At 65.3% G+C, this 26,994-nt stretch carries 22 protein-coding genes; 6 read left to right on the top strand and 16 right to left on the bottom strand.

Annotated features, from left to right (window positions below; genetic code table 11):
* From rpoD to DSD28_RS14260, 6 genes are all read right to left on the bottom strand, one after another.
* Nucleotides 1-2,052, bottom strand: coding sequence for an RNA polymerase sigma factor RpoD (gene rpoD / locus DSD28_RS14285; RefSeq protein ID WP_119257072.1), 2,052 nt, complete (start codon nucleotides 2,050-2,052; stop codon nucleotides 1-3).
* A gap of 401 nt (nucleotides 2,053-2,453) precedes the next feature.
* On the bottom strand, nucleotides 2,454-2,801 hold the full coding sequence (locus tag DSD28_RS14280) for a GFA family protein (RefSeq protein ID WP_119257071.1): 348 nt from the start codon (nucleotides 2,799-2,801) through the stop codon (nucleotides 2,454-2,456).
* Nucleotides 2,802-2,871: 70 nt separating this feature from the next.
* Nucleotides 2,872-3,909, bottom strand: a complete 1,038-nt coding sequence (gene tdh, locus DSD28_RS14275; protein ID WP_119257070.1) for an L-threonine 3-dehydrogenase — start codon at nucleotides 3,907-3,909, stop codon at nucleotides 2,872-2,874.
* Nucleotides 3,910-3,942: 33 nt separating this feature from the next.
* Nucleotides 3,943-5,130 (bottom strand): glycine C-acetyltransferase, encoded by a 1,188-nt coding sequence (locus tag DSD28_RS14270; protein WP_119257069.1) that lies wholly within the window; start codon nucleotides 5,128-5,130, stop codon nucleotides 3,943-3,945.
* Nucleotides 5,131-5,180: 50 nt separating this feature from the next.
* A complete protein-coding gene (locus DSD28_RS14265) occupies nucleotides 5,181-5,636 on the bottom strand; it encodes a GFA family protein (protein WP_119257068.1) in 456 nt (151 codons plus the stop codon).
* Nucleotides 5,637-5,754: 118 nt separating this feature from the next.
* Nucleotides 5,755-6,483, bottom strand: a complete 729-nt coding sequence (locus DSD28_RS14260) for a class I SAM-dependent methyltransferase (protein ID WP_119257067.1) — start codon at nucleotides 6,481-6,483, stop codon at nucleotides 5,755-5,757.
* Nucleotides 6,484-6,607: 124 nt separating this feature from the next.
* Between DSD28_RS14260 and DSD28_RS14255 the strand changes: the two genes are divergently transcribed.
* Nucleotides 6,608-7,378, top strand: a complete 771-nt coding sequence (locus DSD28_RS14255) for an SDR family oxidoreductase (protein WP_119257066.1) — start codon at nucleotides 6,608-6,610, stop codon at nucleotides 7,376-7,378.
* Nucleotides 7,379-7,855: 477 nt separating this feature from the next.
* Here DSD28_RS14255 and DSD28_RS14250 read toward each other — a convergent pair whose 3' ends face one another.
* From DSD28_RS14250 to DSD28_RS14230, 5 genes are all read right to left on the bottom strand, one after another.
* Entirely contained in the window at nucleotides 7,856-8,326 is a 471-nt protein-coding gene (locus DSD28_RS14250) for a VOC family protein (RefSeq protein WP_119257065.1), read from the bottom strand.
* A gap of 70 nt (nucleotides 8,327-8,396) precedes the next feature.
* Nucleotides 8,397-10,259, bottom strand: a complete 1,863-nt coding sequence (recQ, locus tag DSD28_RS14245) for a DNA helicase RecQ (protein ID WP_119257064.1) — start codon at nucleotides 10,257-10,259, stop codon at nucleotides 8,397-8,399.
* 332 nt (nucleotides 10,260-10,591) lie between these two features.
* Nucleotides 10,592-12,559, bottom strand: a complete 1,968-nt coding sequence (gene dnaG, locus DSD28_RS14240; protein WP_119257063.1) for a DNA primase — start codon at nucleotides 12,557-12,559, stop codon at nucleotides 10,592-10,594.
* Between the two features lie 88 nt (nucleotides 12,560-12,647).
* Entirely contained in the window at nucleotides 12,648-12,986 is a 339-nt protein-coding gene (locus DSD28_RS14235; RefSeq protein WP_119257062.1) for a hypothetical protein, read from the bottom strand.
* 228 nt (nucleotides 12,987-13,214) lie between these two features.
* Nucleotides 13,215-13,664, bottom strand: a complete 450-nt coding sequence (locus DSD28_RS14230) for a GatB/YqeY domain-containing protein (protein ID WP_119257061.1) — start codon at nucleotides 13,662-13,664, stop codon at nucleotides 13,215-13,217.
* 322 nt (nucleotides 13,665-13,986) lie between these two features.
* On the opposite strand from DSD28_RS14230, the gene carA reads away from it, so the two are divergent.
* Nucleotides 13,987-15,195 carry a glutamine-hydrolyzing carbamoyl-phosphate synthase small subunit gene (gene carA, locus DSD28_RS14225; RefSeq protein WP_119257060.1) on the top strand — a complete coding sequence of 403 codons (1,209 nt, stop codon included), beginning with the start codon at nucleotides 13,987-13,989 and terminating at the stop codon, nucleotides 15,193-15,195.
* An 80-nt stretch (nucleotides 15,196-15,275) separates the two neighbouring features.
* Here the strand turns inward: carA and DSD28_RS14220 are convergent, their stop codons facing one another.
* The 4 genes from DSD28_RS14220 to DSD28_RS14205 form a co-directional block, all read right to left on the bottom strand.
* Entirely contained in the window at nucleotides 15,276-16,649 is a 1,374-nt protein-coding gene (locus DSD28_RS14220; protein WP_119257059.1) for an MATE family efflux transporter, read from the bottom strand.
* Nucleotides 16,650-16,800: 151 nt separating this feature from the next.
* Nucleotides 16,801-18,054 (bottom strand): TCR/Tet family MFS transporter, encoded by a 1,254-nt coding sequence (locus DSD28_RS14215; protein WP_119257058.1) that lies wholly within the window; start codon nucleotides 18,052-18,054, stop codon nucleotides 16,801-16,803.
* A 213-nt stretch (nucleotides 18,055-18,267) separates the two neighbouring features.
* A complete protein-coding gene (gene ypfJ / locus DSD28_RS14210) occupies nucleotides 18,268-19,200 on the bottom strand; it encodes a KPN_02809 family neutral zinc metallopeptidase (protein ID WP_119257057.1) in 933 nt (310 codons plus the stop codon).
* A gap of 110 nt (nucleotides 19,201-19,310) precedes the next feature.
* Entirely contained in the window at nucleotides 19,311-19,820 is a 510-nt protein-coding gene (locus DSD28_RS14205; protein WP_119257056.1) for a DUF2306 domain-containing protein, read from the bottom strand.
* 43 nt (nucleotides 19,821-19,863) lie between these two features.
* Here DSD28_RS14205 and DSD28_RS14200 point away from each other — a divergent pair, with 43 nt between their 5' ends.
* Both DSD28_RS14200 and DSD28_RS14195 read left to right on the top strand, forming a co-directional pair.
* Nucleotides 19,864-20,700, top strand: a complete 837-nt coding sequence (locus DSD28_RS14200) for a LytTR family DNA-binding domain-containing protein (RefSeq protein WP_432430864.1) — start codon at nucleotides 19,864-19,866, stop codon at nucleotides 20,698-20,700.
* 82 nt (nucleotides 20,701-20,782) lie between these two features.
* The gene (locus DSD28_RS14195) at nucleotides 20,783-21,442 is read left to right on the top strand and encodes a dihydrofolate reductase family protein (protein ID WP_119257055.1); all 660 of its coding nucleotides are present in this window, start codon (nucleotides 20,783-20,785) and stop codon (nucleotides 21,440-21,442) included.
* Between the two features lie 6 nt (nucleotides 21,443-21,448).
* On the opposite strand, the gene DSD28_RS14190 is transcribed toward DSD28_RS14195, so the two are convergent.
* Nucleotides 21,449-22,336, bottom strand: a complete 888-nt coding sequence (locus DSD28_RS14190) for a LysR family transcriptional regulator (protein WP_119257054.1) — start codon at nucleotides 22,334-22,336, stop codon at nucleotides 21,449-21,451.
* Nucleotides 22,337-22,446: 110 nt separating this feature from the next.
* Here DSD28_RS14190 and blaOXA point away from each other — a divergent pair, with 110 nt between their 5' ends.
* A complete protein-coding gene (gene blaOXA, locus DSD28_RS14185; RefSeq protein WP_119257053.1) occupies nucleotides 22,447-23,253 on the top strand; it encodes a class D beta-lactamase in 807 nt (268 codons plus the stop codon).
* Between the two features lie 209 nt (nucleotides 23,254-23,462).
* On the top strand, nucleotides 23,463-26,945 hold the full coding sequence (gene carB / locus DSD28_RS14180) for a carbamoyl-phosphate synthase large subunit (RefSeq protein ID WP_119257052.1): 3,483 nt from the start codon (nucleotides 23,463-23,465) through the stop codon (nucleotides 26,943-26,945).
* The last annotated feature ends 49 nt before the right edge of the window (nucleotides 26,946-26,994 follow it).

Below are 26,994 nucleotides of genomic sequence, written 5' to 3'. Positions count from 1 at the left end.
TCAGCTGTCGAGGAACGAGCGCAGCTTGCGGCTGCGGCTCGGGTGCTTGAGCTTGCGCAGCGCCTTCGCCTCGATCTGGCGGATACGTTCGCGGGTGACCGAGAACTGCTGGCCGACTTCTTCCAGCGTGTGGTCCGTGTTCATGCCGATGCCGAAGCGCATGCGCAGGACGCGCTCTTCGCGCGGTGTCAACGAGGCCAGCACGCGGGTCGTCGTCTCGCGCAGGTTCGCCTGGATGGCGGCGTCGATCGGCAGAAGCGCGTTCTTGTCCTCGATGAAATCGCCGAGGTGGCTGTCTTCTTCGTCACCGACCGGCGTTTCCAGCGAGATCGGCTCCTTGGCGATCTTCAGGACCTTGCGGACCTTCTCGAGCGGCATGGCGAGCTTTTCGGCCAGTTCTTCCGGGGTCGGCTCGCGGCCGATCTCGTGCAGCATCTGGCGCGAGGTACGGACGATCTTGTTGATCGTCTCGATCATGTGCACCGGGATGCGGATCGTGCGGGCCTGGTCGGCGATCGAACGGGTGATCGCCTGCCGGATCCACCACGTCGCGTAGGTGGAGAACTTGTAGCCGCGGCGATACTCGAACTTGTCGACCGCCTTCATCAGGCCGATATTGCCTTCCTGGATGAGATCGAGGAACTGAAGGCCGCGGTTCGTGTACTTCTTGGCGATCGAGATCACGAGACGGAGGTTGGCTTCCACCATCTCCTTCTTGGCGATGCGCGCCTCGCGCTCGCCCTTCTGCACCATCGAGACGATGCGGCGGAATTCGGCGATGGAAATGCCGGTTTCCGTGGCGAGATTCTGGATCTCCTGACGGATGTCGCGGATCGTCGTGTTCTCGTTCTTGGCGAACTCCTTCCAACCGCGGGCGGCCAGATTGGCGATCGACTTCATCCAGTTCGGATCGAGTTCCGCGCCGGAATACTGCTCGAGGAACGAGTCACGCTTGACGCCGTAGCTTTCGGCGAGGCGCAGCAGGCGGCCCTCGTTCTGCATCAGGCGCTTGGAGATGTCGTAGAGCTGCTCGACAAGGCTGTCGACGCGGTTCTGGTTGAGCGACAGCGACTTGACGGCCGTGATCAGCTCGTCCTTGAGCTCCTTGTAGCGGCGCTCCTGGGCGGGCGAGAGCGTGCCGGTCGCCTGCAGGCGGGCTTCCACCTGCTGGTCCTGCAGCTTGCGCAGCTTCTTGTAGGTCTCGGCGATCGTGTCGAGCGTTTCCATGACCTGCGGGCGCAGTTCCGCTTCCATGGCGGCGAGCGAGAGGTTCGACTCGTCGTCGTCCTCTTCCTCTTCCTCCGGCGGCAGGCCTTCGCCGCCGACATTGGTGATGTCGTCGTCGTTGGCCGCGCGGGGCTTGCGGTTCTTTTCCTTCTCCTCGGCCGCCTTGCGGTCGGCCTCGATCTTTTCCGGGCTCTGGAACTGCGGGGCAGCCTTCGCCTCGGGACCGGAATAGGTCGTCTCGAGATCGATGATCTCGCGCAGCAGCGTCTGGCCTTCGTTGAGTTCATCCCGCCAGATGATGATGGCCTGGAACGTCAGCGGGCTCTCACAGAGGCCGGCGATCATCGTCTCGCGGCCGGCTTCGATGCGCTTCGCGATGGCGATTTCGCCTTCGCGCGACAGGAGTTCGACGGAGCCCATCTCGCGCAGATACATGCGCACCGGGTCGTCCGTACGGTCCGTCGGCTCCTTCTTCTTGGCGGTCGCAAGCGCGGTGCCGCCGGAAGCGGCAAGCTCTCCGCCTTCGCTCTCGTTGTCGTCGTCGCCGCCTTCGTCGTCGGTCTGGGCCGCCTCTTCGGCGTCCTCGTCCTCGATGACGTTGATGCCCATGTCCGAAAGCATGGCCATCGTGTCCTCGATCTGCTCCGAGGTGACTTCCTCGGACGGCAGGACGGAGTTCAGCTCATCCATCGTGACATAGCCGCGCTTCTTGGCGGCCTTGATCATCTTCTTGACGGCATCATCGGAAAGATCGAGAAGAGGGCCGTCGGATGCGCCTTCGCGTTCGTTTTCGACTTCCTCGTTCTCTTTGACCTTTGTCGCCATATTATTTCGTCGCTTTCCTGAGCATCAGTTTCCAAGCGGTCGGGGTTCCGCAGCCGATCGCCCTTCGGCATGCGCAAACGCGAATCAGCGTCCCTGACCTAACGGATTGACAATTAAATCCCGATTAACCACATCCCGGCCCGCGGGATCGTGGGAATGTTGCCTGAGCAACATAATTGACATGACTTCCCGATCCGCCGTACCCATTCCTTCTCAGCCAACCATGGTGATTCCCAGAATTTTCGGTTACGTCAAGCTTTTCCGGTAAAAAAGCCGGAAAAGGTTCCGATTCGGGTTCGCGGACAGGAAAGTCGGCGGATCCGGGCGATTGAGCCTCATGTAGGGGCAAATCCCGGAAAGACAAGGGCACGCGCCCGGCACCCCCGACCGAATCACCCGCCTCAGAACGAGCGCCCGTCCACCTTGTCGATCCTCAATGTTTCAAGATCGACCGCGGGGATGCAGCGCAGGTTCACCGCCGCCATCCTGTTGCCCTTCGGATCGCTCCCCTCGCCATAGGGCGCGATGCCGCAACTGGCGCAGAAATGATGCTGGATGACATGGCGGTTGAACGTGTAGGTCGAGACGTTTTCCTCCGGCACCGTCAGCCGCAGGTTCTCGCGCGGCACGAAGGCCAGAAGCCCGCCGCGCCGCCGGCACATGGAACAGTTGCAGTCGAGCGCGGAGGTGAACTCGCCCTCCACCTCGAAGGCGACATTGCCGCAATGGCAGCTTCCCTCGTACTTCATACGCAGTCCTCCCTTTGTTCAGACGCATGCCGTTGCCGCAAAACCGCTGCACACTTTTGCGCGGCATGCATCAGTACCAGTCCATGACGACCTTGCCGGAATTGCCCGAGCGCATCGCCTCGAAGCCGTCCCGGAACTCGTCGATCTTGATGCGGTGGGTGATGATCGGCGAAAGGTCGAGCCCGCCCTGCACGAAGGCGATCATCTTGTACCAGGTCTCGAACATCTCGCGCCCGTAGATGCCCTTCAGCGTGAGCATCTTGAAGATCACCTTGTTCCAGTCGATGCCGAAGCCGTCGGGCGCGATGCCGAGAATGGCGATCTTGCCGCCATTGTTCATCGTGTCGATCATCGAGCGGAAGGCCGGCGGGGCGCCGGACATTTCGAGGCCGACGTCGAAGCCCTCCGTCATGCCGATCTCCGTCATGACAGTGGCGAGGTCCTCCTTCGAGGCGTCGACCACATGATCGATGCCGACCTTGCGGGCGAGGTCGAGGCGTACCGGATTGATATCCGTGATGACGACCTTGCGCGCGCCGGAGCGCTTCGCCACCATCGCCCCCATGATGCCGATGGGCCCGGCCCCGGTGACGAGCACGTCCTCGCCGACGAGATCGAAGGAAAGCGCCGTGTGCACGGCATTGCCGAACGGATCGAAGATCGCCGCCACCTCGTCCGGCACGTCGTCCGGGATCGGCACGACATTATGCTCGGGAATGCAGACGAACTCGCCGAACGAGCCCGGCCGGTTGACGCCGACGCCCTTGGTATAGTGGCAGAGATGCCCGCGCCCGGCGCGACAATTGCGGCACTTGCCGCAGACAATGTGCCCCTCGCCCGAGACCCGTTCCCCGACATGGTATTTGGTGACCGCCGAGCCGACCTCGGCGATCTCGCCGACGAATTCATGGCCGACGACCATAGGCACCGGAATGGTCTTCTGCGCCCAGTGGTCCCAGTTCCAGATATGCACGTCCGTGCCGCAGATGGCGGACTTCTTCACCCGGATCAGCACGTCGTTCGGGCCGACCTCCGGCACCGGCACGGTCTCCATCCAGAGGCCGACTTCAGGTTTTGCTTTAACCAGCGCACGCATCATGTTCGACATGACAAAAACTCCGCAAGGGATTCAGAAGGCAGTTCAAATGACGCCCAGTTCGCGTCCGACCTCGGCGAAGACGTCAATCGCCTTGCGAACATCCGCCTCGCTGTGCGCGGCCGACATCTGGGTGCGGATGCGCGCCTGCCCACGCGGCACGACGGGGAAGGAGAAGCCGATGACATAGACACCCTTTTCCAGCATGCGGCTCGCCATCTCCTGCGCAAGGCTCGCATCGCCGAGCATGACGGGGATGATCGGATGCCCCTCGCCCGCAAGCGTGAAGCCGAGCTTCGTCATCTCCGCGCGGAAGAGATCGGCATTGGCATAGAGCCGCTTCCTGAGCGCATCACCGTTGTCGATGAGGTCGAAGACCTTCAGCGAGGCGGCCGCGATGACCGGGGCGAGCGTGTTGGAGAAGAGATAGGGCCGCGAGCGCTGGCGCAGCCATTCGACCACCTCGCGCCTGCCCGACGTATAGCCGCCCGAAGCGCCGCCGAGCGCCTTGCCGAGCGTGCCGGTGATGATATCGACCCGCCCTTCCACACCGCAATGCTCCGCCGAGCCCCGGCCGTGCCTGCCGACGAAGCCGACCGCATGGCTGTCGTCCACCATGACCATCGCGCCGTATTTTTCCGCAAGGTCGCAGACCCCCTCGAGATTGGCGATGATGCCGTCCATCGAGAAGACGCCGTCCGTCGCGATCATCTTGAAGCGGCTGCCTTCCGCCTTCTTCAATTCCTCCTCCAGAGCCGCCATGTCGTTGTTGGCATAGCGGAAGCGCTTCGCCTTGGAGAGCCGCACGCCGTCGATGATCGAGGCATGGTTCAGCGCATCGGAGATGATGGCGTCCTCCTCCGAAAGCAGCGTCTCGAACAGGCCGCCATTGGCATCGAAGCAGGAGGAATAGAGGATCGTATCCTCCAGCCCGAGGAAGGCGGAGATGCGCGCCTCCAGTTGCTTGTGCTCCTCCTGCGTGCCGCAGATGAAGCGCACGGAGGCCATGCCGTAGCCGTAGCGGTCGAGCGCCTTCTTGCCGGCCTCCGCCAGTTCCTCGTTGTCGGCGAGGCCCAGATAGTTGTTGGCGCAGAAGTTCAGCACGCGCTCGCCCGAGGTCACAGTGATCTCGCCCGCCTGCTTGGAGGTGATGACGCGCTCGGACTTGTAGAGGCCGGCGGACTTGAGGCCGGCGATTTCGGATTGCAGATGGGTGATGAAGGCAGAGGTCATGGACGCGCACTCACGGCTGGAAGGAACATGTCGGATCGAAGAGCGGCAGCTCACGCCGCGCGCGCCGCATAGGCGGCGACGAGCGTCTCGTAATCCTCCATCGGCGGGAATTTCTCGTAGCTGTGCACGGCGCCGGTCGCGGCGAAGGCGAGCTTCTCGCTCGTATAGGTCTCGATGAAGGGCTGGAACCAGCCGGTATCGTCGAGCATGGTCGGCCGGACATTGACGAAGAAATCCATCCCCGCCGGCCGCGTGAACATCCAGGTCATGCAATCGGGACAGAAGTGATGCCCCGCTTCGCGGCTGGCGCCGGCGACGACCGGCTCGCCCGCCGTGACGGCAAAGCCCTCTGAGGGGATCGCCGCGCTCAGCGAATAGGCGCTGGCCGACATGCGCTGGCAGCCGGTGCAATGGCAGGCCATGGTCAGGAGCGGCGGCGCGCTGATGCAGATTTTCACCCGCCCGCAACGGCAGGCTCCGTTAAGCGGCAAGGTCGGTTGCTTCATGGGCTCGGCTTCCCTTCCGATAAGCGCCGGCTTGTCTTGTTATCATAGCGCCGGCGAATGGCTCCACGGCATAGTTCTAGCGCAGCCGCAGCCGGCGTAAAGGGCCGCCGCCCCGTTTTCAGGGCCGCTCGCAGGCAATCAGCAGGAACATCGGCCGATTGAGCTCCACCTGCCATTCGGGATGCGCGGCAAGCTGCGCCTCGCTCGGCTTCCACTCCTCGACATGGCGGATGACAAACCCCGCGGCGATGAGCGCATTCAGCGTCGTGCCGAGGGTGCGGTGATGCTTGACGACGTCCTTGGCGAGCCAGTCCGTCGTGCGCGGACCCTCGACGAGATAGGAATCCACCGGCCAGACCGTGCGGCCATCGACCTCTGCCCAGTTCGGTGCCGAGGGGGCCATGTAGAGCGGGTGTTCGATGGTGAAGACGAAGGACGACCCCGGCACCAGCGCCGCATGGATCGTGCGCACCAGCCGGTCGAAATCCGCGATATAATGGAAAGCGAGCGAGGAATAGGCGAAGTCGAAGGTGTCCTCCGGCAATTCGAGCCGGTCGAGATCGGCGATCTCGTAGCGCACGGCCGGCGATTGCGTTTCCGCCTTCGCGCGCGCCAGCATGTTTTCCGAAAGATCGAGGGCGAGCACGCTTTTCGCCCCCTCCGCGGCGGCATGGCGCGCGAACCAGCCGAAGCCGCAGCCGAGATCGACGACGCGGCGGCCCGCAAGATCGGGCAGCAGCGCGCGCACCGATTCCCATTCCGCCGCGCCCGCAAGCCCGTGGATCGAGCGGGGAAGGCTGGAATAGCCCTCGAAGAAGGCGGGCTGGTCGTAGATGTTCTGGGCCATGGCGAAATCCTTTCCGCCGCGGACATAGCGCCTTTTCGGCGAAGGACAAAGCCCGCCATCACGCCCGCCGGGGTTGACAGGAAGGCCCCGCCTCTGTCCGGTGGCGCCACGAAAGGAAGCGACGATGACGATATTGGACAGGTTTTCCCAGAAAGGCCGCGTGGCCCTCGTCACCGGCGCCGGCCGCGGCCTCGGCTTCGAAATCGCGAAGGGCTTGGCCGAGGCCGGCGCGCATGTCGTGCTGACGGGCCGGACGGCCGCGACGCTCGACGAGGCGGTGGAAGCAATCGTTGCCGCCGGCGGCAGCGCCTCCGCCGTCGCCTTCGACATCGCCGACCGCGACGCCCAGCGCGAAACCCTCGCCGAAATCGAGCGCCGGCACGGGCGGCTGGACGTGCTGGTCAACAATGTCGGCGCGCGCGACCGCCGGCCGCTCTCCGAAATGGAGGATGCGGCCATCGACGCACTTCTCCTCACCGACCTTGCCGCCGCCGCCAGCCTTTCGCGCGACGCGGCGGCGATCATGAAGCGTCACGGCCATGGCCGCCTTATCTCGGTCACCTCGATCAACGGCCATGTCGCGCTGCCGAACGACGGTATCTATCCCGCCGCCAAGCACGGCCTCACCGGCCTGATGCGCGGCATGGCGGTGGAATACGGCCCCTTCGGCATCACCAGCAACGCCATCGCGCCCGGCTGGTTTGCGACGGAAACCAATGCCGCGATGGCCGCCGACGACGAGCTGACGCCCTTCGTGCGCCAGCGCATCCCCGTCCAGCGCTGGGCGCGCCCCGACGAAATCGCCGGCGCCGCCCTCTTCCTCGCCAGCGACGCCGCCTCCTTCGTCAACGGCCATGTGCTGGTTGTGGATGGCGGAATGACGGTGCGGATGTAGACGAAGCCCCTCATCCGGCCTGCCGGCCACCTTCTCCCCGTAAACGAGGCGAAGGAGATTGCCGCGCCGGTTTCTCCAAACATTGCCGACCTCTTCTCACTGCTTGCGGGGAGGCTATCGATTTTGAAGGAAGCCGTTTCCCCATCTCCCTTCTCCCCAGCGGGGAGAAGGCGCCGGCAGGCGGATGAGGGGGACGCCGAAAGCAGAAAAAATCAACGGCTTTATTCGAGATACCCCTCATCCGATCCTTCAGGCCACCTTCTCCCCGCTGGGGAGAAGGGAAGAGCGGCAATGCCGAATTCCATATGCGACAGCCCTGCCGCGGGCATGGATGTGCGCTGGTCGATGCCGAAAGGATCAGGCAGCCACGCCCTCCCGATCCTCTCACGCCGGCGAACCCGGGAAACCCCGGCATCCCTCCCTTCTCCCGCCTGTGGGGAGAAGGTCGCGGCAGCGGGATGAGGGGCAAGCGCCCACCTACCCCGCCGCAGCCGCCTCCAGCGGCGCGATATCCAGCTTGACCATCTTCAGCATCGCCGCAGTGACACGGCGCACCTTGTCCGGATCGGGATCGCTCATCAGTTCGCCGAGCCGCGTCGGCGCGATCTGCCAGGAAAGGCCCCAGCGATCCTTCAGCCAGCCACACTGCTCCACCGAGCCACCCTCCCTCAGCGCGTCCCACAGTCGGTCGAGGTCGCCCTGCGTCTCGCATTCCACCATGATGGAGAAGCTGTGATTGAAGGGATCGAGCGGCCCGGCCTCGATGGCCATGTAGCGCTGGTCGCCGAGCGTGAAGCTCGCGATCTTCACGCTGCCGGCCGGCCCGCTCGGCGTATCGGCCATGACGGGCGTGACCCAATGGACGGAAGAGCCGGGAATGAGCGAGGCATAGAAACCGATGGCGGCCTCCATGTCCTTCTCGAACCAGAGATGCTGCGTGACTTTCATCGGAACGTCCTCCTGCTGACCGTCAACAAGGACGATAGGGGACCGAACGTTCCGACAGGCCTCGCAAAAACTAGCCCGCAAAATCCTCGATGACGGCGAGGAAAGCCTCGCCGAAGCGGTCGCGCTTGGAAACGCCGATGCCGGGAATGTCGAGAAGCTCCTCGAGATCGGCCGGCCGTTCTCGCGCAAGCGCGATCAGCGTCGTATCCGGGAAGACGACATAGGGCGGCACGTCGAGATCCTTGGCGATGGCAAGGCGCTCGGCCCGCAACAGCTCGAAGAGCTCCCGGTCGGAACCCGAAAGGTTGTCGCGTTCGCGGGCGGCGGGCGAGCCGCCAGCCCTTGCCTTGCGCCCGGTCTGCGGCCGGTCCTTGCGGAACAGCACCTCCCGCTCGTGGCGGAAGACGGCGCGCGCCTCAGGCTCAAGCTTCAGCGCGCCATAGGCGGAATGGTCGACGCTGATGAGGCCCATGGCCAGCAATTGCCGGAAGATCGATTGCCAGATGCGCGGCGCGATATCCTTGCCGGCGCCGAAGACCGGCATGTCCGTATGGCCGAAGCGCTCCGTCTTCTCGTTGGCCGTGCCCATCAGCACATCGATGACGTGCCCCGCGCCGAAGCGCTCGCCCGTGCGATAGACCGCCGCGAGCGCCTTGATCGCGGCCTCCGTGCCGTCCCAGGTCTCGACCGGGTTGCGGCAGGTGTCGCAATGGCCGCAATGACCCGGATGGGCCTCACCGAAATGCGCGAGGATGGCCTTGCGCCGGCAGCTTGCCGTCTCGCAGATGGCGAGCAGCGCCGTCAGCTTGGCGCGTTCGATGCGCTTCACATCCTCGGCCGCCCCGCCCTCGTCGATCATCTTGCGCCGCTGCACGACGTCGGCCATGCCATAGGCCATCCAGACCTCGGAGGGCAGGCCGTCGCGCCCCGCGCGCCCGGTCTCCTGGTAATAGGCCTCCACCGAACCCGGCAGGTCGAGATGGGCGACATAGCGCACATCCGGCTTGTCGATGCCCATGCCGAAGGCGACGGTGGCAACGAGGCAGAGGTTCTCTTCCTTCAGGAACGCATCCTGGTTCGCGTCGCGCACCGCTCGGTCGAACCCGGCATGGTAAGGCAGCGCGCGAATGCCCTGCGTGTTCAGCCACGCGGCCGTGTCCTCCACCTTGGCACGCGACAGGCAATAGACGATGCCGCTCTCTCCTTCGTGGCGCGACAGGAAGCGTAGCAGCTGCTGGCGCGCCTGGTCGCGCTCGGCGATCTCGTAGGAAATGTTCGGCCGGTCGAAGCTGGTGGTGAAGACCTCGGCATCATCGAGCCCGAGGCGCTCGATGATGTCCTCGCGCGTATGCGGATCGGCCGTCGCCGTCAGCGCGATGCGCGGCACGCCGGGATAGCGCTCGCCGAGCAGGCCGAGCGTGCGGTATTCCGGCCGGAAATCATGCCCCCATTGCGAGACGCAATGCGCCTCGTCGATGGCGAAGAGCGCGATGCGGGCCTCCGCCACGAGATCGGCGAAGCCGTCCGTGACGATGCGCTCGGGCGTGACATAGAGAAGATCGAGCTCGCCGGCCCGCATGGCGTCGCGCACCGCGAAGAACTCGTCCCGCGTCAGCGAGGAATTCAGCGCCGCCGCCTTGACGCCGAGCTGCTTCAGCGCCTCCACCTGGTCGCGCATCAGCGCGATCAGCGGCGAGATGACGATGCCGACGCCCTGGCGGCAGAGCGCGGGAATCTGGAAGCACAGCGACTTGCCCGCCCCGGTCGGAAACAGCACGACGGCATCGCCCCCCGCCGTCACATGCTCCACCACCGCCTGCTGCTTGCCGCGGAAGGCGTCGTAGCCATAGACGCGCTTGAGCACGTCGAGCGGATCGGCGACCTCAGCATCGAACAGGGCGGAGAGGGAACCGGAGGGATTTGCCTGAATCATGACCTGCACTTTCTCCCTCCATTCTGGCCAAGCACGGGACCCTCGGCAACCACCCGACGGACGACTTTCGCGTTCACGCACAATGTTCTTGTTTCGTTCTAATTTCAAGGGTAAGTTGTGAAGAAAGTTCAGAACGGGAAAATTGGTAGGTGCCGGTGCGGCAGCGGCGCTGATCGGTGAGGCTCGGCGTTAGTCATGGCGAAAGCGCATGTCGAGCGGCAGGGGTCGCATGATGGCGCAAGCTGCTTTTGCTTGGGAGATGATCAGACGTCGTTCTCGGGGCGTGGGTCCTCGGGTCAAGCCCGAGGATCCAACGCCGCCAGTGCTGTCCTCTACTTCCCCGCCGGCCCCTTCACCCGGCCGGAGAGCACGCCGAAGCCTTCGATGATGGCCTCCTGGTTCTCCATCCGGACGGTCTCCATCTGCACCTCCTGAAGCGCGCGCAGGATCTGCGGCACGCGTTCGTCGTCGCCCTCATCCGTCGAGACGGCGAGTTCGCGTTCCAGTTCGCGGCGCTGCCAGAGGAGCGCGCGGGTGCGCTTGTGGAGGGCGAGCGCCTGGAGATAGCCTTCGCGGGCATCCTCGGGCGCGGCGTCCTCCGTCGCGGTCCACAGGCGCGAATTGCGGATCTGCTGGTCGAGGCCCTTGAGCAGGGTGTCGAAGCCGGCGGCTTCCAGCTCCTCGACCAGCCGGGCGCGGTCGAGCCGCGCGCCGACGGAGCCGGCAATGCCGATGAGGGCCGACCAGAGGCGCTGGAGGTCGCGGTTCTCGTATTCGATGATGGCGATCTCGTCATAGTCGCTGAAGAGAAGGCCCGGATGGTTGACGACGGTGAGCGCCAGCACGCTTTCGCGCAGGGCCGGCAGCTCCTGCGCGCCGCGCACCAGCGCCGAGCGGGCGAGCCGGTCGGAAATGCCGGAGGGGACCATATTGCCCTGCGGCCCGCCGCGGCCGCCGCCCCTACCCTGCCGGTTGCCGGAAAAGCCGCCGCCGCCCTGCCGCTGGACGGGGCGGAAGAAGGCGTTCAGCCGCTCGCGCATGTCCTGCTGGTAGTGGCGGCGCACGTCCTCGTCGGCGATGCCCGCGGTGATCTGGCGCAGGCGCGATTCCAGCTCGGCGCGGCTTTCCGGCGTGTCCAGCGTCGAGCCCTGGACCTCGCGGTTCCAGATCATGTCGGCGAGCGGACGGGCATTCGCCAGCACCTTGTCGAAGGGTGCGCGGCCCTCGTGGCGCACGAGATCGTCCGGGTCCTTGCCGTCGGGCAGCAGCGCGAAGCGCACCGTGCGGCCCGGCTTGATGAAGGGCAGCGCGAGATCGGCCGCCCGGTTCGCCGCGCGGATGCCCGCCCCGTCGCCGTCGAAGCAGAGCACCGGCTGCGGCGTCATCTTCCAGAGCAGATCGAGCTGGTTCTCGGTGAGCGCCGTGCCGAGCGGGGCGACGGCGTTCTCGATGCCCGCCTGGTAGAGCGCGATCACGTCCATGTAGCCTTCGACGGCGATGATCGTGCCGGCGCCGTCAGCGCCTTGAGCCCCCTTCCGGGCGCGGGCGTGGTTGTAGAGCACACTCCCCTTGTGGAAGAGCTCGGTCTCGTTGGAATTGAGGTATTTCGCCGGCGCGTCCGGCGACATGGCGCGGCCGCCGAAGGCAATGACCTTTTCCCGCACCGAGAGGATGGGGAACATGATGCGGTCGCGGAACCGGTCGTAGGAGACGGGGATTTCCGGCCCGTGCACGACGAGGCCGCAGGCCTCGATCGCCTCCTTCGGCACGCCCTTGCCCGCCAGAAACTCCTTCAGCGCGTTGCGGCTCTCCGGCGCATAGCCGAGGCGGAAGGTCTCGATGGTGCGGCCGGTCAGCCCGCGGTCGCGCAGATAGGCGCGCGCCTTCGCCCCGGCCGGCGTCTGGAGCTGGTCCTCGAAGAAGCGGGTCGCCATCTCCATGACCTCGACGAGGCCCATGCGCTCCCTCTCGCGCTGCTCGGCCTGCGGGTCCGGCTGGGGCATGGCGACGCCCGCGAGATCGGCGATCTGCTGGACCGCCTCGGGGAAGGACAGGCCGTCGAGATCGGTGAGGAAGCGGAAGTGATCGCCCGAGACGCCGCAGCCGAAGCAATGGTAGCGGCCCTTGCGGTCCTCGCAGTGGAAGGACGGCGATTTCTCGCCGTGGAACGGGCAGCAGGCCCAATAGTCCCCGCGCGAGACGTTGGTCTTCCTGCGATCCCAGGTCACGCGTCGGCCGATCACGTCCGAAATGGGGACGCGGTCGCGGATCTCGTCTAGGAAGGCGTTGGAAAAGCGCATGGATACCTCGGTCGAGGTCCATATAACCATGCGCGGGGCCCACCGCCAGCATTACCGCCCGGCGCCACGGCAATTCACAGGCTCCGGCTCAAAATCCCATGTCGGGCGCGTAGAAGCAGCGGGGCGTATCCTCGGTCGGGTAGAGGCAGAGATGATATTCTCCGTCCTGCGAGCGGCGGGCGGTGCCCTGCGGCAGGAGAAAGATATGGCGGCGGGTGGCGAGACGATGGTCGCCCGGCGCCAGCGTCACCTGATAGTCCCCGTGGACGATGCGCACGGCGGTCGCCGGGATCATCTGGCAGTCGCCGTTGTGGTTGCTGCCGTTGCAACAATATTGCTCGTACTGCCAGCCGCTCGGCGCATCATGCGCAAGGGCCGGCCCGGCAAGGGCGATGGCTGCGAGGGAAAGAAGAAACGTCGCACGCATGGGTTCGGCCTCCGTTTCGTGGAACGGCCACCGGGAACCTCGACGCTAGACAATCCGGCGGCACCACATGCACTTCGCCGGGGCGGGCGGTGACGTTCGACGACGCATCGTCACGCTCCTATTGCTGCGAGCTCAACTGTGCGCCTTCCTTTTGGTTCCCGCAAGCCGCAGGCCGGAAACGAAAAAGGCGGCCACCGGCCGCCTTCATGATACCGCAAGGACCGCAATTTACTTCAGCAGGTCCTTCACCACGCCGGAGGCCTTGGCGAAGTCCATCTGGCCGGGATGGCGCTCCTTGAGCACGGCCATGACCTTGCCCATGTCACGCAGGCCCTGCGCGCCGATCTCGGCGATCACGCCGGAAATCAGCTCCTTGACCTTCTCGTCGGAGAGCTGCTCCGGCATGAAGCTCTGGATGACCGTGATTTCCTCGCGCTCCTGGGCGGCGAGTTCCGGGCGGCCGTTTTCGGCGAAGATCTTGGCGGATTCCTCGCGCTGCTTGATCATCTTGGCGAGGATCTGCAGCAGCTCGTCATTTTCCACCGGCCCCTTGCCGGCGCCGCGGTTGGCGATGTCGCGATCCTTCAGCGTGGCCTGGATCAGGCGCAGCGTGGAAACACGGCAGGCGTCTCTTGCCTTGAGTGCATCCTTCAAGGCGTTTGCGATGGTATCGCGCATCATTTTCTCCATGGGAGGCTGCCGGCGCGGGATGCGCAGCTCGGCCTCTATCGTCGTTCGATTGTGCATGCTCATAGACCGGCGGAGGGTCCGCCGGCAAACGGATTACGCAAGCGATTGATTTTAAACGCTTTATAATTCCGCGCAATCCACAGGCAACGGTTGACCCTGTCCCCTGCTTTGTCTATTTTCCGGCACCTGCACGAAAATCGGCAATCAGGGCGAACCAACGCGGGTTTCCGCGCGCCTTTGCCTGCGACCTTAAATGGTGTCCGTCCCCTCGGCTTTCAAGCCGGCGCCCGACACCGGAAACGGGATGACTATGACCTCGACCCCCGCATGGACCACTGAAAAGCCCACCGCCCTCATCGTCCTTGCCGACGGCACCGTGATCGAAGGCAAGGGCATCGGCGCCACCGGCAAGGTGACCGCGGAAGTCTGCTTCAACACGGCGCTGACGGGCTACCAGGAAATCCTGACCGACCCCTCCTATCTCGGCCAGATCGTCACCTTCACCTTCCCGCATATCGGCAATGTCGGCGCCAATGACGAGGACATCGAGGACCTGACGCCGGCCGCCCGCCACGGCGCGGTCGGCACGATCTTCAAGGCCGACATCACCGAGCCGTCGAACTACCGCGCCGCAAAGCACCTCGACGCCTGGCTGAAGGCCCGCGGCATCATCGGCCTCTCGGGCATCGACACCCGCGCGCTGACCGCCTGGATCCGCGAGAACGGCGCGCCGAACGCGGTGATCGCCCACGACCCGAACGGCGTCTTCGACATCGAGACGCTGAAGGCCGAAGCCAGGGCCTGGGGCGGCCTCATCGGCCTCGACCTCGCCAAGCCCGCCTCCTCCGGCCAGTCCTCGCGCTGGAGCCAGAAGCCGTGGGTGTGGAACGAAGGCTACGAGGACCTTGCCGACAGCGACGTGAAGTATCACATCGTCGCGCTCGACTACGGCGTGAAGCGCAACATCCTGCGCCTCTTCACGGGCCTCGGCTGCAAGGTCACGGTCATGCCGGCCACCTCCAGCGCCGACGACGTGCTGGCGCTGAAGCCGGACGGCATCTTCCTTTCCAACGGCCCGGGCGACCCGGCGGCAACCGGCGAATATGCCGTGCCGGTGATCAAGACGCTGATCGAAACGGGCATTCCGGTCTTCGGCATCTGCCTCGGCCACCAGATGCTCGGCCTCGCCGTCGGCGCGACGACCGAGAAGATGCACCAGGGCCACCACGGCGCGAACCATCCGGTAAAGGATCACACGACCGGCAAGGTCGAGATCGTCTCGATGAACCACGGCTTCGCCGTCGCCTCCTCCACCCTGCCCGAAGGCGTCGAGGAGACCCACGTTTCCCTGTTCGACGGCACGAATTGCGGCCTGCGCCTGACCGGCAAGCCGGTCTTCTCCGTGCAGCACCACCCGGAAGCCTCCCCCGGCCCGCAGGACAGCCACTACCTCTTCCGCCGCTTCATCAACCTGGTGCGCGAGAGGAAGGGCGAGGAAGCCATCCCGGAACGCGCATAAGCAGGCGATCCGCCCCACCATCGACGTGAAAAGCCCGCCGGAGCGATCCGGCGGGCTTTTCTTATCGCCACTCTCGGGCGTCAGGCGCCCCTCTGCCTCACCAGCCGGTAGAAGCGCAGGTTGAGCAGGATCGACGCAGTGGAAAGGCCGGCGAGGAAGCCGAACCAGATGCCGATGCCGCCCAAGCCCACCGGGAAGGCGAAGAGCCAGGCGGCGAAGAAGCCGACCGGCCAGTAGGAGATCAGCGCCAGCACCATCGGGATGCGCGTGTCCTTCAGGCCGCGCAGCAGGCCGGCGGCGATCGCCTGCAGGCCGTCGACGAGCTGGAAGAGGCCCGCGACCACCACGAAGGGGCCGGCGATGGCGAGAACCGCGGCCGAATCCGTACCCGCCTTGTCGAGGAAGATCGAGGCGAGCTTCGTCGGGATGAGCGCGAAGAGTAGGCCGCCCCCGACCGCAATGGTCGCCGCGATGACGAGCACCGCCCAGGCCGCGCGCACGACGCCGAGATGATCGCCGCGCCCGTGCGCCACGCCGACGCGCACCGTGCCCGCCTGCGCAAGGCCGAGCGGAACCATGAAGGCGACGGAGGCGAGCTGGAGCGCGATGCCGTGCGCGGCAAGCTCCAGCGTGCCGATATTGCCCATCAGCAGCGAGGCGCCCGTGAAGAGGCTGACTTCCGCCAGCATGGTAAGGCCGATCGGCAGGCCGAGATAGACGACCTCGCGCAGAGCGCCCCAGTCCGGCCGCCAGAAGCGCACGAAAAGCTCGTAGCGGCGCATGTCCGGCTGCGCCTGGATATAGGCGGTGATGAGCACGAAGCTCAGCACGTTCACGCCGAAGGAAACGATGGCCGCCCCCTCCATGCCGAGGGCCGGGAAGCCGAAATGGCCGAGCACCAGCGCGTAGGCGAAGAAGGCGTTGACGGAGAGGATGACGATCGTGACATAGAGCACGATACCCGCCCGCCCATGCGCGCTGACGAGGCCGCGCAGCGTCATGAAGAGCAGCGCCGGGCCGAGCCCCCATTGCGCGATCTTCAGGTAGCTGCCGGCAAGCGCGGCGACCTCCGGCTTCTGGCCGGCAAAGAGCAGGATGTTTTCCGCATTGTAGAAGAGCGGGATCATCAGCGCCGCATAGAAGAGTGCTACCCACATGCCCATGCGCACCGAACGGCGCACGGAAACCGTGTCGCCCCGGCCATAGGCCTGCGCCACCATGGGCATGACGGCATTGGCGAAGCCCGAGCCGAGCATGAAGATCGTGAAGAAGAACTGGCTGGACAGCACGATGGCCGCGAGATGCGCCGCGCCGAGCCGGCCGAGGATCACCACGTCCGTCGTATGGATGCCGAGCTGGGCGAGCTGGGCGCCGATCAGCGGCACGCCGAGCGTCAGGGTCGCCCGGAAATGCCGCCCCCAGCCGTTGTCCTCGCGATGCGTTGCCATGTGCATGATAGTTCTCACTTTCGCCTCGCTTCCGATCACAAGTTCCGGTCGCGATCAATCGAATAGATTTGATGACGTCATCAAAAATGCGCGGAAACGGCGCTCCGGGGCCGTTTCCGGACGAAAATTTCGTCGAAATGTCACGTTTGAAAGCGCTTCAGGCGCTTTCCGGGGCAAAATTCCCGCTCGGGCCGACACCGGCCCCTTTCAGCTTGACGAGGAAGATCGCCAGGCCGGCAAGGAGGATGAGCGCCGCCACTGCGAACGGCGCACCGGCGAAGGCGACGGGCGCGGACGGGGCGGTAAAATGGCTGAAGACCTGCGCGAAGATCAGCGGTCCGATGATGGTCGTGATCGAGGAAACGCTGGTCAGCGCCCCTTGCAGCTCGCCCTGCGCCGAGGCCGGCACGCGGGCGGACGCGATGGAGCGCAGCGGCGGATCGGCCAGCGCCTCCAGCGCGGTCAGGGCGATGACGACATAGACCATCCAGCCCTGCCACGCCGCGGCATAGCCGGAAAGCGCGACGACCGAGAAGACGAGGCCGAGGACGGCCGTGCGGTACTCGCCGAGCCTCGGCACGATGCGCGGCAGGACGAAGCCCATGACGACCGCGCCGCCGATGCCGAAGATGCCGAGCGACAGGCCGATCTGTCCCTCGCTCCAGCCGTAGCGATAGGAACCGACGAAGGACCAGACCGCCGGATAGACGGCATGCGCCAGGCCATAACAGAGGAAGACGACGCCGACCCAGAGCACGCCGGGATAGTTGCGCATCTGCATGAGAGCGCCGAGCGGATTGGCGCGGGCAAGCTCGAAGGAACGTCGATTGTGCGCCGCAAGGCTCTCCGGCAGCAGGATCCAGGCGCCGACGAAATTGAGGAAGGCAAGCACGGCCGCGCCATAGAAGGGAATGCGCGGCCCGAACTCGCCGAGAAGCCCGCCGATCACCGGCCCGATGACGAAGCCGGTGCCGAAGGCGATGCCCATCAGCCCGAAATTCTTCGAGCGGGTCTCGTCGTTCGACACGTCCGCGATATAGGCGGCCGCCGTGCTGAAGCTCGCGCCGCTGATGCCCGCCAGCACCCGCCCGACGAAGAGCATCCAGTAGCTCGCCGCCAGCGCGCAGATGAGGTTGTCGATGGCGAAGGTCAGGATGCAGGCCAGCAGCACCGGCCGCCGGCCGAAACGGTCCGAGAGATTGCCGATGAGCGGCGCGAAGAGGAACTGCATGCCGGCATAGACGAGCAGCAGCCAGCCGCCGTCGATGGCCGCCTGGCTGATATCGTCGCCCGTCAGCTCACGCAGATAGGTCGGCAGCACCGGCATGATGATGGCAATGCCGATCACGTCGAGGAACATGATCATGAAGACGAGAAAGAGCCCGCGCCGGGTAGACCTGGCATCGATCATGGATGTGACCTCGAAAGAATGAACAGCGCCCCGGGGGCAAAAATGTCAGGCGGGGAGTTCTATTTCACTTCTTTCAGCGAAACAATCCATGAACATCTCAAAAGTTTTGATGCTTATGATCGGATTCGTCGATGATAACGGCCCGTTCGGCCCGAAAAGGCAAAGCCCCTCGGCAGGCAAGCCGGAGGGCTTTTCAGAGAAGTCCGTGTAATATCAGGGCTCGCCCTGGAAGGTGTTGCAGGCATCCAGGCGGCCGCTGTCGAAGCCGCGCTTGAACCAGCGGCGGCGCTGCTCGGAAGTGCCGTGGTTGAAGCTTTCCGGCACGACATAGCCCTGCATGCGCTTCTGCAGCGTGTCGTCGCCGATCTGCGTGGCAGCGTTCAGCGCCTCATCGAGGTCGCCGCTTTCCAGAAGGCCCTTCTGCTGCGTGTACTTGCCCCAGATGCCGGCATAGCAGTCGGCCTGCAACTCGACGCGCACGGACATCTGGTTCGCCTCCGCCTCGCTCATGCGCTGGCGCTGCTGGTTGAAGCGCGGCAGGATGCCGGTGAGGTTCTGGACATGGTGGCCCACCTCATGCGCCACGACATAGGCTTGGGCGAAGTCGCCGGCCGCGTCGAACTTGTTGGCGAGCTCGTCGAAGAAGCTCATGTCGAGATAGACCTTGTGGTCGCCCGGGCAATAGAACGGCCCGGACGCCGCCGAGGCGAAGCCGCAGGCGGATTTGACGGAGCCGGAGAAGAGCACCATCTTGGGCTCCTCGTATGTCTCGCCGGCTGCCTTGAAGATGCCGTTCCAGGTGTCTTCGGTCTCGGCGAGCACCGTCGCCATGAATTCCTTGGTCTCTTCCTCCTGCGGCGAGGAACGGTTGCTGGCGCTCTCCGTCTGCTCGAAGCCCGGCATGCTGACCTGCCCGCCATTGCCCATGACCTGCAGGAGATCGATGCCCATCGCCTTGAAGACGAAATAGATGACGACGAGGAAGATGATGGTGCCGATGCTCATGCCGCCGCCGGACCGGCCGCCGCCGCCCATCGGAATGCGGAAACCGCCGCCCCGGCCGAAGGGATTGCTGCCTCCCATCGAGGGACCGGCTCCGCGCTGGTCCTCGATATTGCCCGACTGGCGACGACCTTTCCATTCCATGGCGCATTTCCCCGCATTGAATTGCCGACGAACGTTCATCGCATGAATTCGTTCCTCAGCAACGACTTATAGGGCCTGCCGGGGCGCCTTGCAAAACGAAAAGCGGCCCCTCAGCGCCGCCGGAGAAGCCCGCCCCAGCCGGCTTCGCGCACCGCCAGCGCCCCCGCCGCGACGAGCAGGAAACTGACGGCGGCAGCGGCAAGCCCGCTCGCGAGGCCAGACGACCCGTCGAAGATCATCGCGCCCATCACCCGGTGCGGAACGAGGGTGAAGAGACCCGCAACGACGATACCGCCGAAATATATGCCGGCGACCTGGGCGCGGTGCGCGCGGATATTGCCGCGCCGCGCCGCCATCACGGCCGGCACGCTGGCGAGGATGACATAGAGCGAGAGGAGATGGATCGGGCTGAAGCCGTGGAATGTGTTGATTCCATGGATGAAGAAGGTCGAGAAACTCGTCGCAACCATCAGGAAAAGCCAGACTTTTCCGAGCAGCCGATGGGCCGGCGTGCCCTTCGGGCGGGCGAGGAGGACGGCGCCGAGCACGGCCGCCGGCAGCACGGTCGCGACGTGGAACTGGACGGCGAAGGGCGCGTTGGCAAGCGGCTCGAAGGTCATGGCGGGCTCCGGGGGCGGTTGAATTCGGCCCCGTCTTCCGCCAATGATCGGGCCGCTTCAAACGCTTTGGCCCGAACGGACGGAAAACTTCGTGGAACGCCCCTTGCTGCAATCCGCGCTTCGTGAACTGCAGGTCTTCCTGCGCGCGCCGCGGTTCTGGGCGACCTTCGGCGCGGTGGTGCTGATCTTCTGGGTGACGGGTCCCTACGGCACCGCGGAGCGGCTGGCCGCCATCCCTCGCCTCGGCTTCTGGCTCGTGCTGCATGCCGTCGCCTGGGCCATCGCCGTCACCGCCATCGTGCTCGTCAACACGCTGCTGCGGGACCATATCCCGAGCCTTGGCCGCCGCATGGCGCTCGGCACGCTGGTCGCCGGCGTACCGGTCGGGCTTGCGACGAATGCGATCAGCCGCGCGACCTTCGGCGGCACGCCGACAATCTCCGACCTTGCCGCAAGCATCGCGACCGGCCTCCTCCTCTCCGCCCTCTTCTGCGCCCTCACCTACCTGACGATGAGCAGCCGGCAGGCCGAGGCGCTCTCCTCCGTCCCGCCGAGCGAGGAGGAACGGGCAGATGTGCCGCTGCTGCGCCGCCTCAGGCCGGAAAACCGCGGCCCGATCCTGCACATGACCGTCGCCGACCACTATACCGAGGTGACGACCAGCCGCGGGCGGGAATTGATCCTGCTGCGCTTTTCCGATGCCGTGGAGGAAGTCGGCGGCACGCCGGGCTTGCAGGTGCACCGCTCGCATTTCGTCGCCGATGTGCATGTCGAAAGGCTCCTGCGCTCCGACGGCAAGCTGGCGATCCTCCTGAAGGACGGCTGTGAGATTCCGGTGAGCCGTAGCCGGACGGATGCGGTGCGCACCCGCTGGGGCTGATATTTTTCCGGCGCCTGTCGGCTCGCCGTCGCGCCGTTCGTCTCTAGGTATCCGTCAATCAACCGTGCCAGGAGAAGTCTCCATGCGAAAGATCATTGTCGGCGCATTCACCAGCCTCGACGGCGTCATGCAGGCGCCGGGCGGGCCGGACGAAGACCCCGTCGGCGGCTTCAAATTCGGCGGCTGGGCCGCCCCGATGTTCGACGAGAAGATGGGCGCCTTCATCGGCGAGCTTTTTGCAAAACCCTTCGACTTGCTGCTCGGCCGCAAGACCTACGACATCTTCGCGGCCCACTGGCCCTATGTGGACAAGGACGACCCGATCGGCCCGCTCTTCGACCGCATCGATAAATATGTCGCGACCCGTAACCCGGATTTCAAACCCACATGGCAGAACAGCCATGTGCTCGGCTCGGACACCATTGCGGCCGTGCGCAAGCTGAAGGACGGCAACGGGCCGGACCTCCTGACGCAAGGCTCCACCGAATTCCTGAAGGCGCTGTTCGAGAACGACCTCGTCGACGAGATCCACGTCTCCGTCTTCCCGGTCATCCTCGGCAAGGGCAAGCGGCTCTTCGGCGACGCCTCCTTCCCGCGCGCCCTGACGCTGATCGATTCGCGCACCAGCGACACCGGCATCGTCATGAGCCGCTATGCCCGCGCCGGCGACGTCGCCAGCGGCTCCTTCGAGTTCGAGACGCCGACCGACGCCGAGCTGGAGCGCCGACGCAACCTCACCTGACCGGGCTCAGGCCAGCCCCTCCTCCGCCACCGTCTCCGCCAGCCACGCGGCGAAGGCGGACATGGCGGGGGTGAGGCTGCGCGATTGCAGGCGGGTCAGCCAGTAGCTGCCGAGCGCGACGCTGGTGCGGAAAGGCTGGACGACAGCCCCGGCGGCCAAGAGCCGCGAGAACATCAGCGGCGGCGCAAGGCCGACGCCCGCGCCCTGCAAAACCGCCTCCATCATGGCGAGCGAGGTGTCGAAGACGATGGCGTTCTGCGGCGGCGGCGTGCGCGGCAGCCCGGCGGCCTCGAACCAGCGCGTCCACTCGTCGCGCCGGTAGGAGCGCAGCAGCGTCAGCCCGAGCAGGTCGGCGGGCTCCTTGAGGTCGCGCGCGACGGCGGGAATGGCGAGCACGGACAGCGGTGCATCGAAGAGGCGCACGGCATCCGTCCCATGCCATGCGCCGGCCCCGAAGCGGATGGCGAAGTCGAGCCCTTCGGCGGCAAGGTCCACCCGGTTGTTGTTGGTGGAAAGCCGCACCTCCACGAAGGGATGGCGCTCGCGAAAACCGGCGAGCCGCGGCAGCAGCCAGCCGACGGCGAAGGTGCCGACAGCGCCCACCGTCAATATCTCCCGCACATGCCCGCCGCGGAAGCGCTCCACCGCATCCGCCATGCGGTCGAAGCTGTCGCGCAGAACCGGCAGCAGGCTCTCCCCCTCCGCCGTGATCATCAGACCGCGCGGCAGACGCTTGAAGAGGACGACGCCCATCTGCTCCTCCAGGCTCTTCACCTGATGGCTGACGGCCGCCTGCGTGACATTCAGCTCGATGGCGGCGCGCGTGAAGGAAAGATGGCGGGCGGAGGCCTCGAAGGCGCGGAAGGCGTTCAGCGGTAGATAAGGCCGAACCATGGCAATGCCCCAATTTTCCTAATGGCTGAGACCAGTATTCATCTTTTGTCAGGCCATGAAAGCATTGCTATCCATGATGCACAAGTCATTCGGAAATAGAGGAAAACGTGATGGACCTGCGTCCCTTCGCGGCCGGCATCCTGCTGGCCGCCGGCTTCGCCATGCCCGCCGAGGCCCGCATTATTTGTAGCATCGTCGCCGATGCGGAAAACGGCGAGATCATCCTGGAAAAGGGCGACTGCAAGACACGCGTCACCCCCGCCTCCACCTTCAAGGTGCCGCTCGCGGTGATGGGCTATGATTCCGGCTTCCTCGAAAACGCCGAGGAGCCGGCGCTACCCTTCATCAAGGGCTATCCCGACTGGGGCGGCGACAACTGGCGCCAGCCGACGACGCCGAAGCGCTGGCTGGAATATTCCGTCGTCTGGTATTCCCAGCGCATCACCGAATTCCTCGGCTACGAGCGGCTGCGCGACTATGCCGAAGCCTTCGGCTACGGCAATGGCGACATGACCGGCGATCCCGGCAAGGACAACGGCCTCGAGCGCGCCTGGATCGCCTCCTCGCTGAATATCTCGCCGCGCGAGCAGGTGGAATTCCTGCGCAAGCTGGTGAACCATGAGCTGCCCGTCTCCGCCGAGGCGATGGATGCGGCGATGGAGATCGTCGAGGGACGCGACATCGCCGACGGCTGGCGGGCGCAGGGCAAGACCGGCATGGCCTATCCCCGAAAGACCGACGGCAATTTCGATTATGCCCGCCCCTGGGGCTGGTATGTCGGCTGGGCGCGCCGCGAGGACCGCACCGTCGTTTTCGCCCGGCTGATGCAGGACGAGAAGAAGCAGGAATCGCGCACCAGCCTGCGCGCGCGGGACGGCATCCTCGCAGAATTGCCGGGCATTCTGGCCGGCGAGTAAGGCCCGCCCGCGACACCCCGGATCGACAGCGCAAAGTCCCCGCACTTTTCCTGTCGATTCGGCGATTTTCGGGGTTCCGCTCGCCCCTTCCTTTGCCTATAAGCCGCTTCTAGCCTTTGAACGACCATAGATGCGCGCCCGGCCGGTGAACCCATCACCATGGCCGGTTTTATGCGCGCGCGGCCCATGCGTTAAGAACGGATAGAGAGATGCCCAAGCGCCAAGATTTGAAATCGATCCTCATCATCGGCGCGGGGCCGATCGTCATCGGTCAGGCCTGCGAATTCGACTATTCCGGCACCCAGGCCTGCAAGGCGCTGAAGGAGGAAGGCTACCGCGTCATCCTCGTCAACTCCAACCCGGCGACGATCATGACCGATCCGGGCCTCGCCGACGCGACTTACGTAGAGCCGATCACCCCGGAAGTCGTGGCGAAAATCATCGCCAAGGAGCGCCCGGACGCGCTGCTGCCGACCATGGGCGGCCAGACCGCGCTCAACACCGCGCTCTCTCTCAAGCGCATGGGCGTTCTCGACCGCTACAATGTCGAGATGATCGGCGCCAAGCCGGAAGCCATCGACAAGGCCGAGGACCGCGCGCTCTTCCGCGAGGCCATGGCCAAGATCGGCCTCGAAACGCCGAAGTCGATGCTGGCCAACGCCACCGAGATCAAGGACAAGGACCGCAAGCTCCACGAGGCCGAGCGCGCCAAGCTGAAGGCCGAGCTTTCGGGCGATGCGCTCGACAAGGCGCTGGACGAGCTTGAGAACCAGTGGAACCTCGGCGAGACCGACCGCAAGCAGCGCTACATGAGCCATGCCATGGCCATCGGCGCGCAGGCGCTCGACGTCATCGGCCTGCCCGCCATCATCCGCCCGTCCTTCACGCTGGGCGGCACCGGCGGCGGCATCGCCTACAACCGCTCGGAATTCTTCGAGATCGTCAATTCCGGCCTCGACGCCTCCCCGACCACGGAAGTCCTCATCGAGGAATCCGTCCTCGGCTGGAAGGAGTACGAGATGGAAGTCGTCCGCGACAAGGCGGACAACTGCATCATCATCTGCTCCATCGAGAACATCGACCCGATGGGCGTGCATACGGGCGATAGCATCACCGTCGCCCCCGCCTTGACCCTGACGGACAAGGAATACCAGATCATGCGCAACGCCTCGATCGCGGTGCTGCGCGAGATCGGCGTCGAGACGGGCGGCTCCAACGTGCAGTTCGCCGTAAACCCGGAAAACGGCCGGCTCGTCGTCATCGAAATGAACCCGCGCGTCTCGCGCTCCTCGGCGCTGGCATCGAAGGCCACCGGCTTCCCGATCGCCAAGATCGCGGCCAAGCTCGCCATCGGCTACACGCTCGACGAGCTGGAGAACGACATCACCGGCGGGGCGACCCCGGCCTCCTTCGAGCCGTCCATCGACTATGTCGTGACGAAGATCCCGCGCTTCGCCTTCGAGAAATTCCCCGGCGCCGAGCCGACGCTGACCACGGCCATGAAGTCGGTCGGTGAAGTCATGGCCATCGGCCGCACCTTCGCCGAATCGCTCCAGAAGGCCCTGCGCGGTCTCGAAACGGGCCTGACCGGCCTCGACGAGATCGAGATTCCCGGCCTTGGCGACGGCAACGACAACAATGCCATCCGCGCTGCCATCTCCACGCCGACGCCGGATCGCCTGCGCATGGTCGCCCAGGCGCTGCGCATGGGCCTGACGCCGGAGGAAGTCCACGAAGGCTCGAAGATCGACCCGTGGTTCCTCGAGCAGTTCAAGGCCATCGTCGACATGGAGGCCCGCATCCGCGAGCACGGCCTTCCGGCCGACGCCGAGAACCTGCGCATGCTGAAGGCCATGGGCTTCTCCGACGCGCGCCTCGCCACCCTCTCCGGCAGGCGCCCGAAGGAAGTGGCCGAGCTGCGCAACGGCCTCAATGTCCGCCCGGTCTTCAAGCGCATCGACACCTGCGCTGCCGAGTTCGCTTCGCCCACGGCCTACATGTACTCGACCTACGAAACCCCGTTTGCCGGCGCGACGCGCTCGGAAGCCGGCATCTCGGATCGCAAGAAGGTCGTCATCCTCGGCGGCGGCCCGAACCGTATCGGCCAGGGCATCGAGTTCGACTATTGCTGCTGCCATGCCGCCTTCGCCCTGAAGGACGCCGGCTATGAAGCCATCATGGTCAACTGCAACCCGGAAACCGTCTCGACCGACTACGACACGTCGGACCGCCTCTATTTCGAACCGCTGACGGCAGAAGACGTCATCGAGATCCTGAAGGCCGAGCAGACCAACGGCGAAGTCGTCGGCGTCATCGTGCAGTTCGGCGGCCAGACCCCGCTGAAGCTCGCCGAAGCGCTGGAGAAGAACGGCATCCCGATCCTCGGCACCGCACCGGACATGATCGACCTTGCCGAGGACCGCGACCGCTTCCAGAAGCTGCTCCAGAAGCTCGACCTCGCCCAGCCGAACAACGGCATCGCCTATTCGGTCGAGCAGGCCCGTCTCGTCGCGGCCGAGATCGGCTTCCCGCTGGTCGTGCGCCCGTCCTACGTTCTCGGCGGCCGTGCCATGCAGATCATCCATTCGGAAGGCCAGCTCCAGACCTATCTGCTCGATACGGTGCCGGAACTTGTTCCCGAGGACATCAAGCAGCGCTACCCGAACGACAAGACCGGCCAGATCAACACCCTGCTCGGCAAGAACCCGCTGCTCTTCGACAGCTACCTGTCGAACGCGGTCGAGGTCGATGTGGACGCGCTCTGCGACGGCAAGGACGTCTTCGTCTCCGGCATCATGGAGCATATCGAGGAAGCCGGCATCCATTCGGGCGACTCGGCCTGCTCGCTGCCCGTCCACACGCTCTCCAACGAGATCGTTGACGAACTGGAACGCCAGACCAAGGCGCTCGCCAAGGCGCTGAACGTCGGCGGCCTGATGAACGTGCAATACGCCATCAAGGACGGCACGATCTACGTGCTGGAAGTCAACCCGCGCGCCTCGCGCACGGTGCCTTTCGTCGCCAAGACCATCGGCGCGCCGATCGCCAAGATCGCCGCCCGCGTCATGGCCGGCGAAGGCCTCGATGCGGCAATTGCCGCCTATGGCGAGAAGCCGGACCCGCGCAACCTCAAGCATATCGCCGTCAAGGAAGCCGTGTTCCCCTTCGCCCGCTTCCCGGGTGTGGATACGCTGCTCGGCCCGGAAATGCGCTCGACCGGCGAGGTCATCGGCCTCGACACGGACTTCGCGCTGGCCTTCGCCAAGTCGCAGCTCGGCGCCGGCGTCGACCTGCCGCGCGAAGGCACGGTCTTCGTCTCCGTGCGTGACGAGGACAAGGAGCGCGTGCTGACGGCCGTGCGCCTCCTCACCGAGATCGGCTTCAAGGTCATGGCCACCTCCGGCACGGCCCGCTTCCTTGCCGAAAAGGGCATCGAGGCGATCAAGGTCAACAAGGTGCAGGAAGGCCGCCCGCATGTCGAGGACGCCATCCGCAACCGCCAGGTCAGCCTCGTCATCAACACGACGGACAGCAGCAAGGCGATCTCGGACTCGAAGTCGCTGCGCCGCGCCGCGCTGATGCAGAAGGTGCCCTACTACACGACCATGGCCGGCGCGGAAGCCGCCGCCCAGGCGATCAAGGCCCTCAAGCAGGGCCAGCTCGAGGTACGGCCGCTTCAGGCCTATTTCTGAGGCCGATCTCCTGAGGAATGGAAAGCCGGGCAATCTGCCCGGCTTTTTT

The organism is Shinella zoogloeoides (genome assembly GCF_003574625.1).
GTDB classification, from domain to species: domain Bacteria; phylum Pseudomonadota; class Alphaproteobacteria; order Rhizobiales; family Rhizobiaceae; genus Shinella; species Shinella zoogloeoides_A.
Note: the sequence above shows the minus strand (reverse complement) of the source record. Positions and strands in the feature narration are given on the sequence as shown.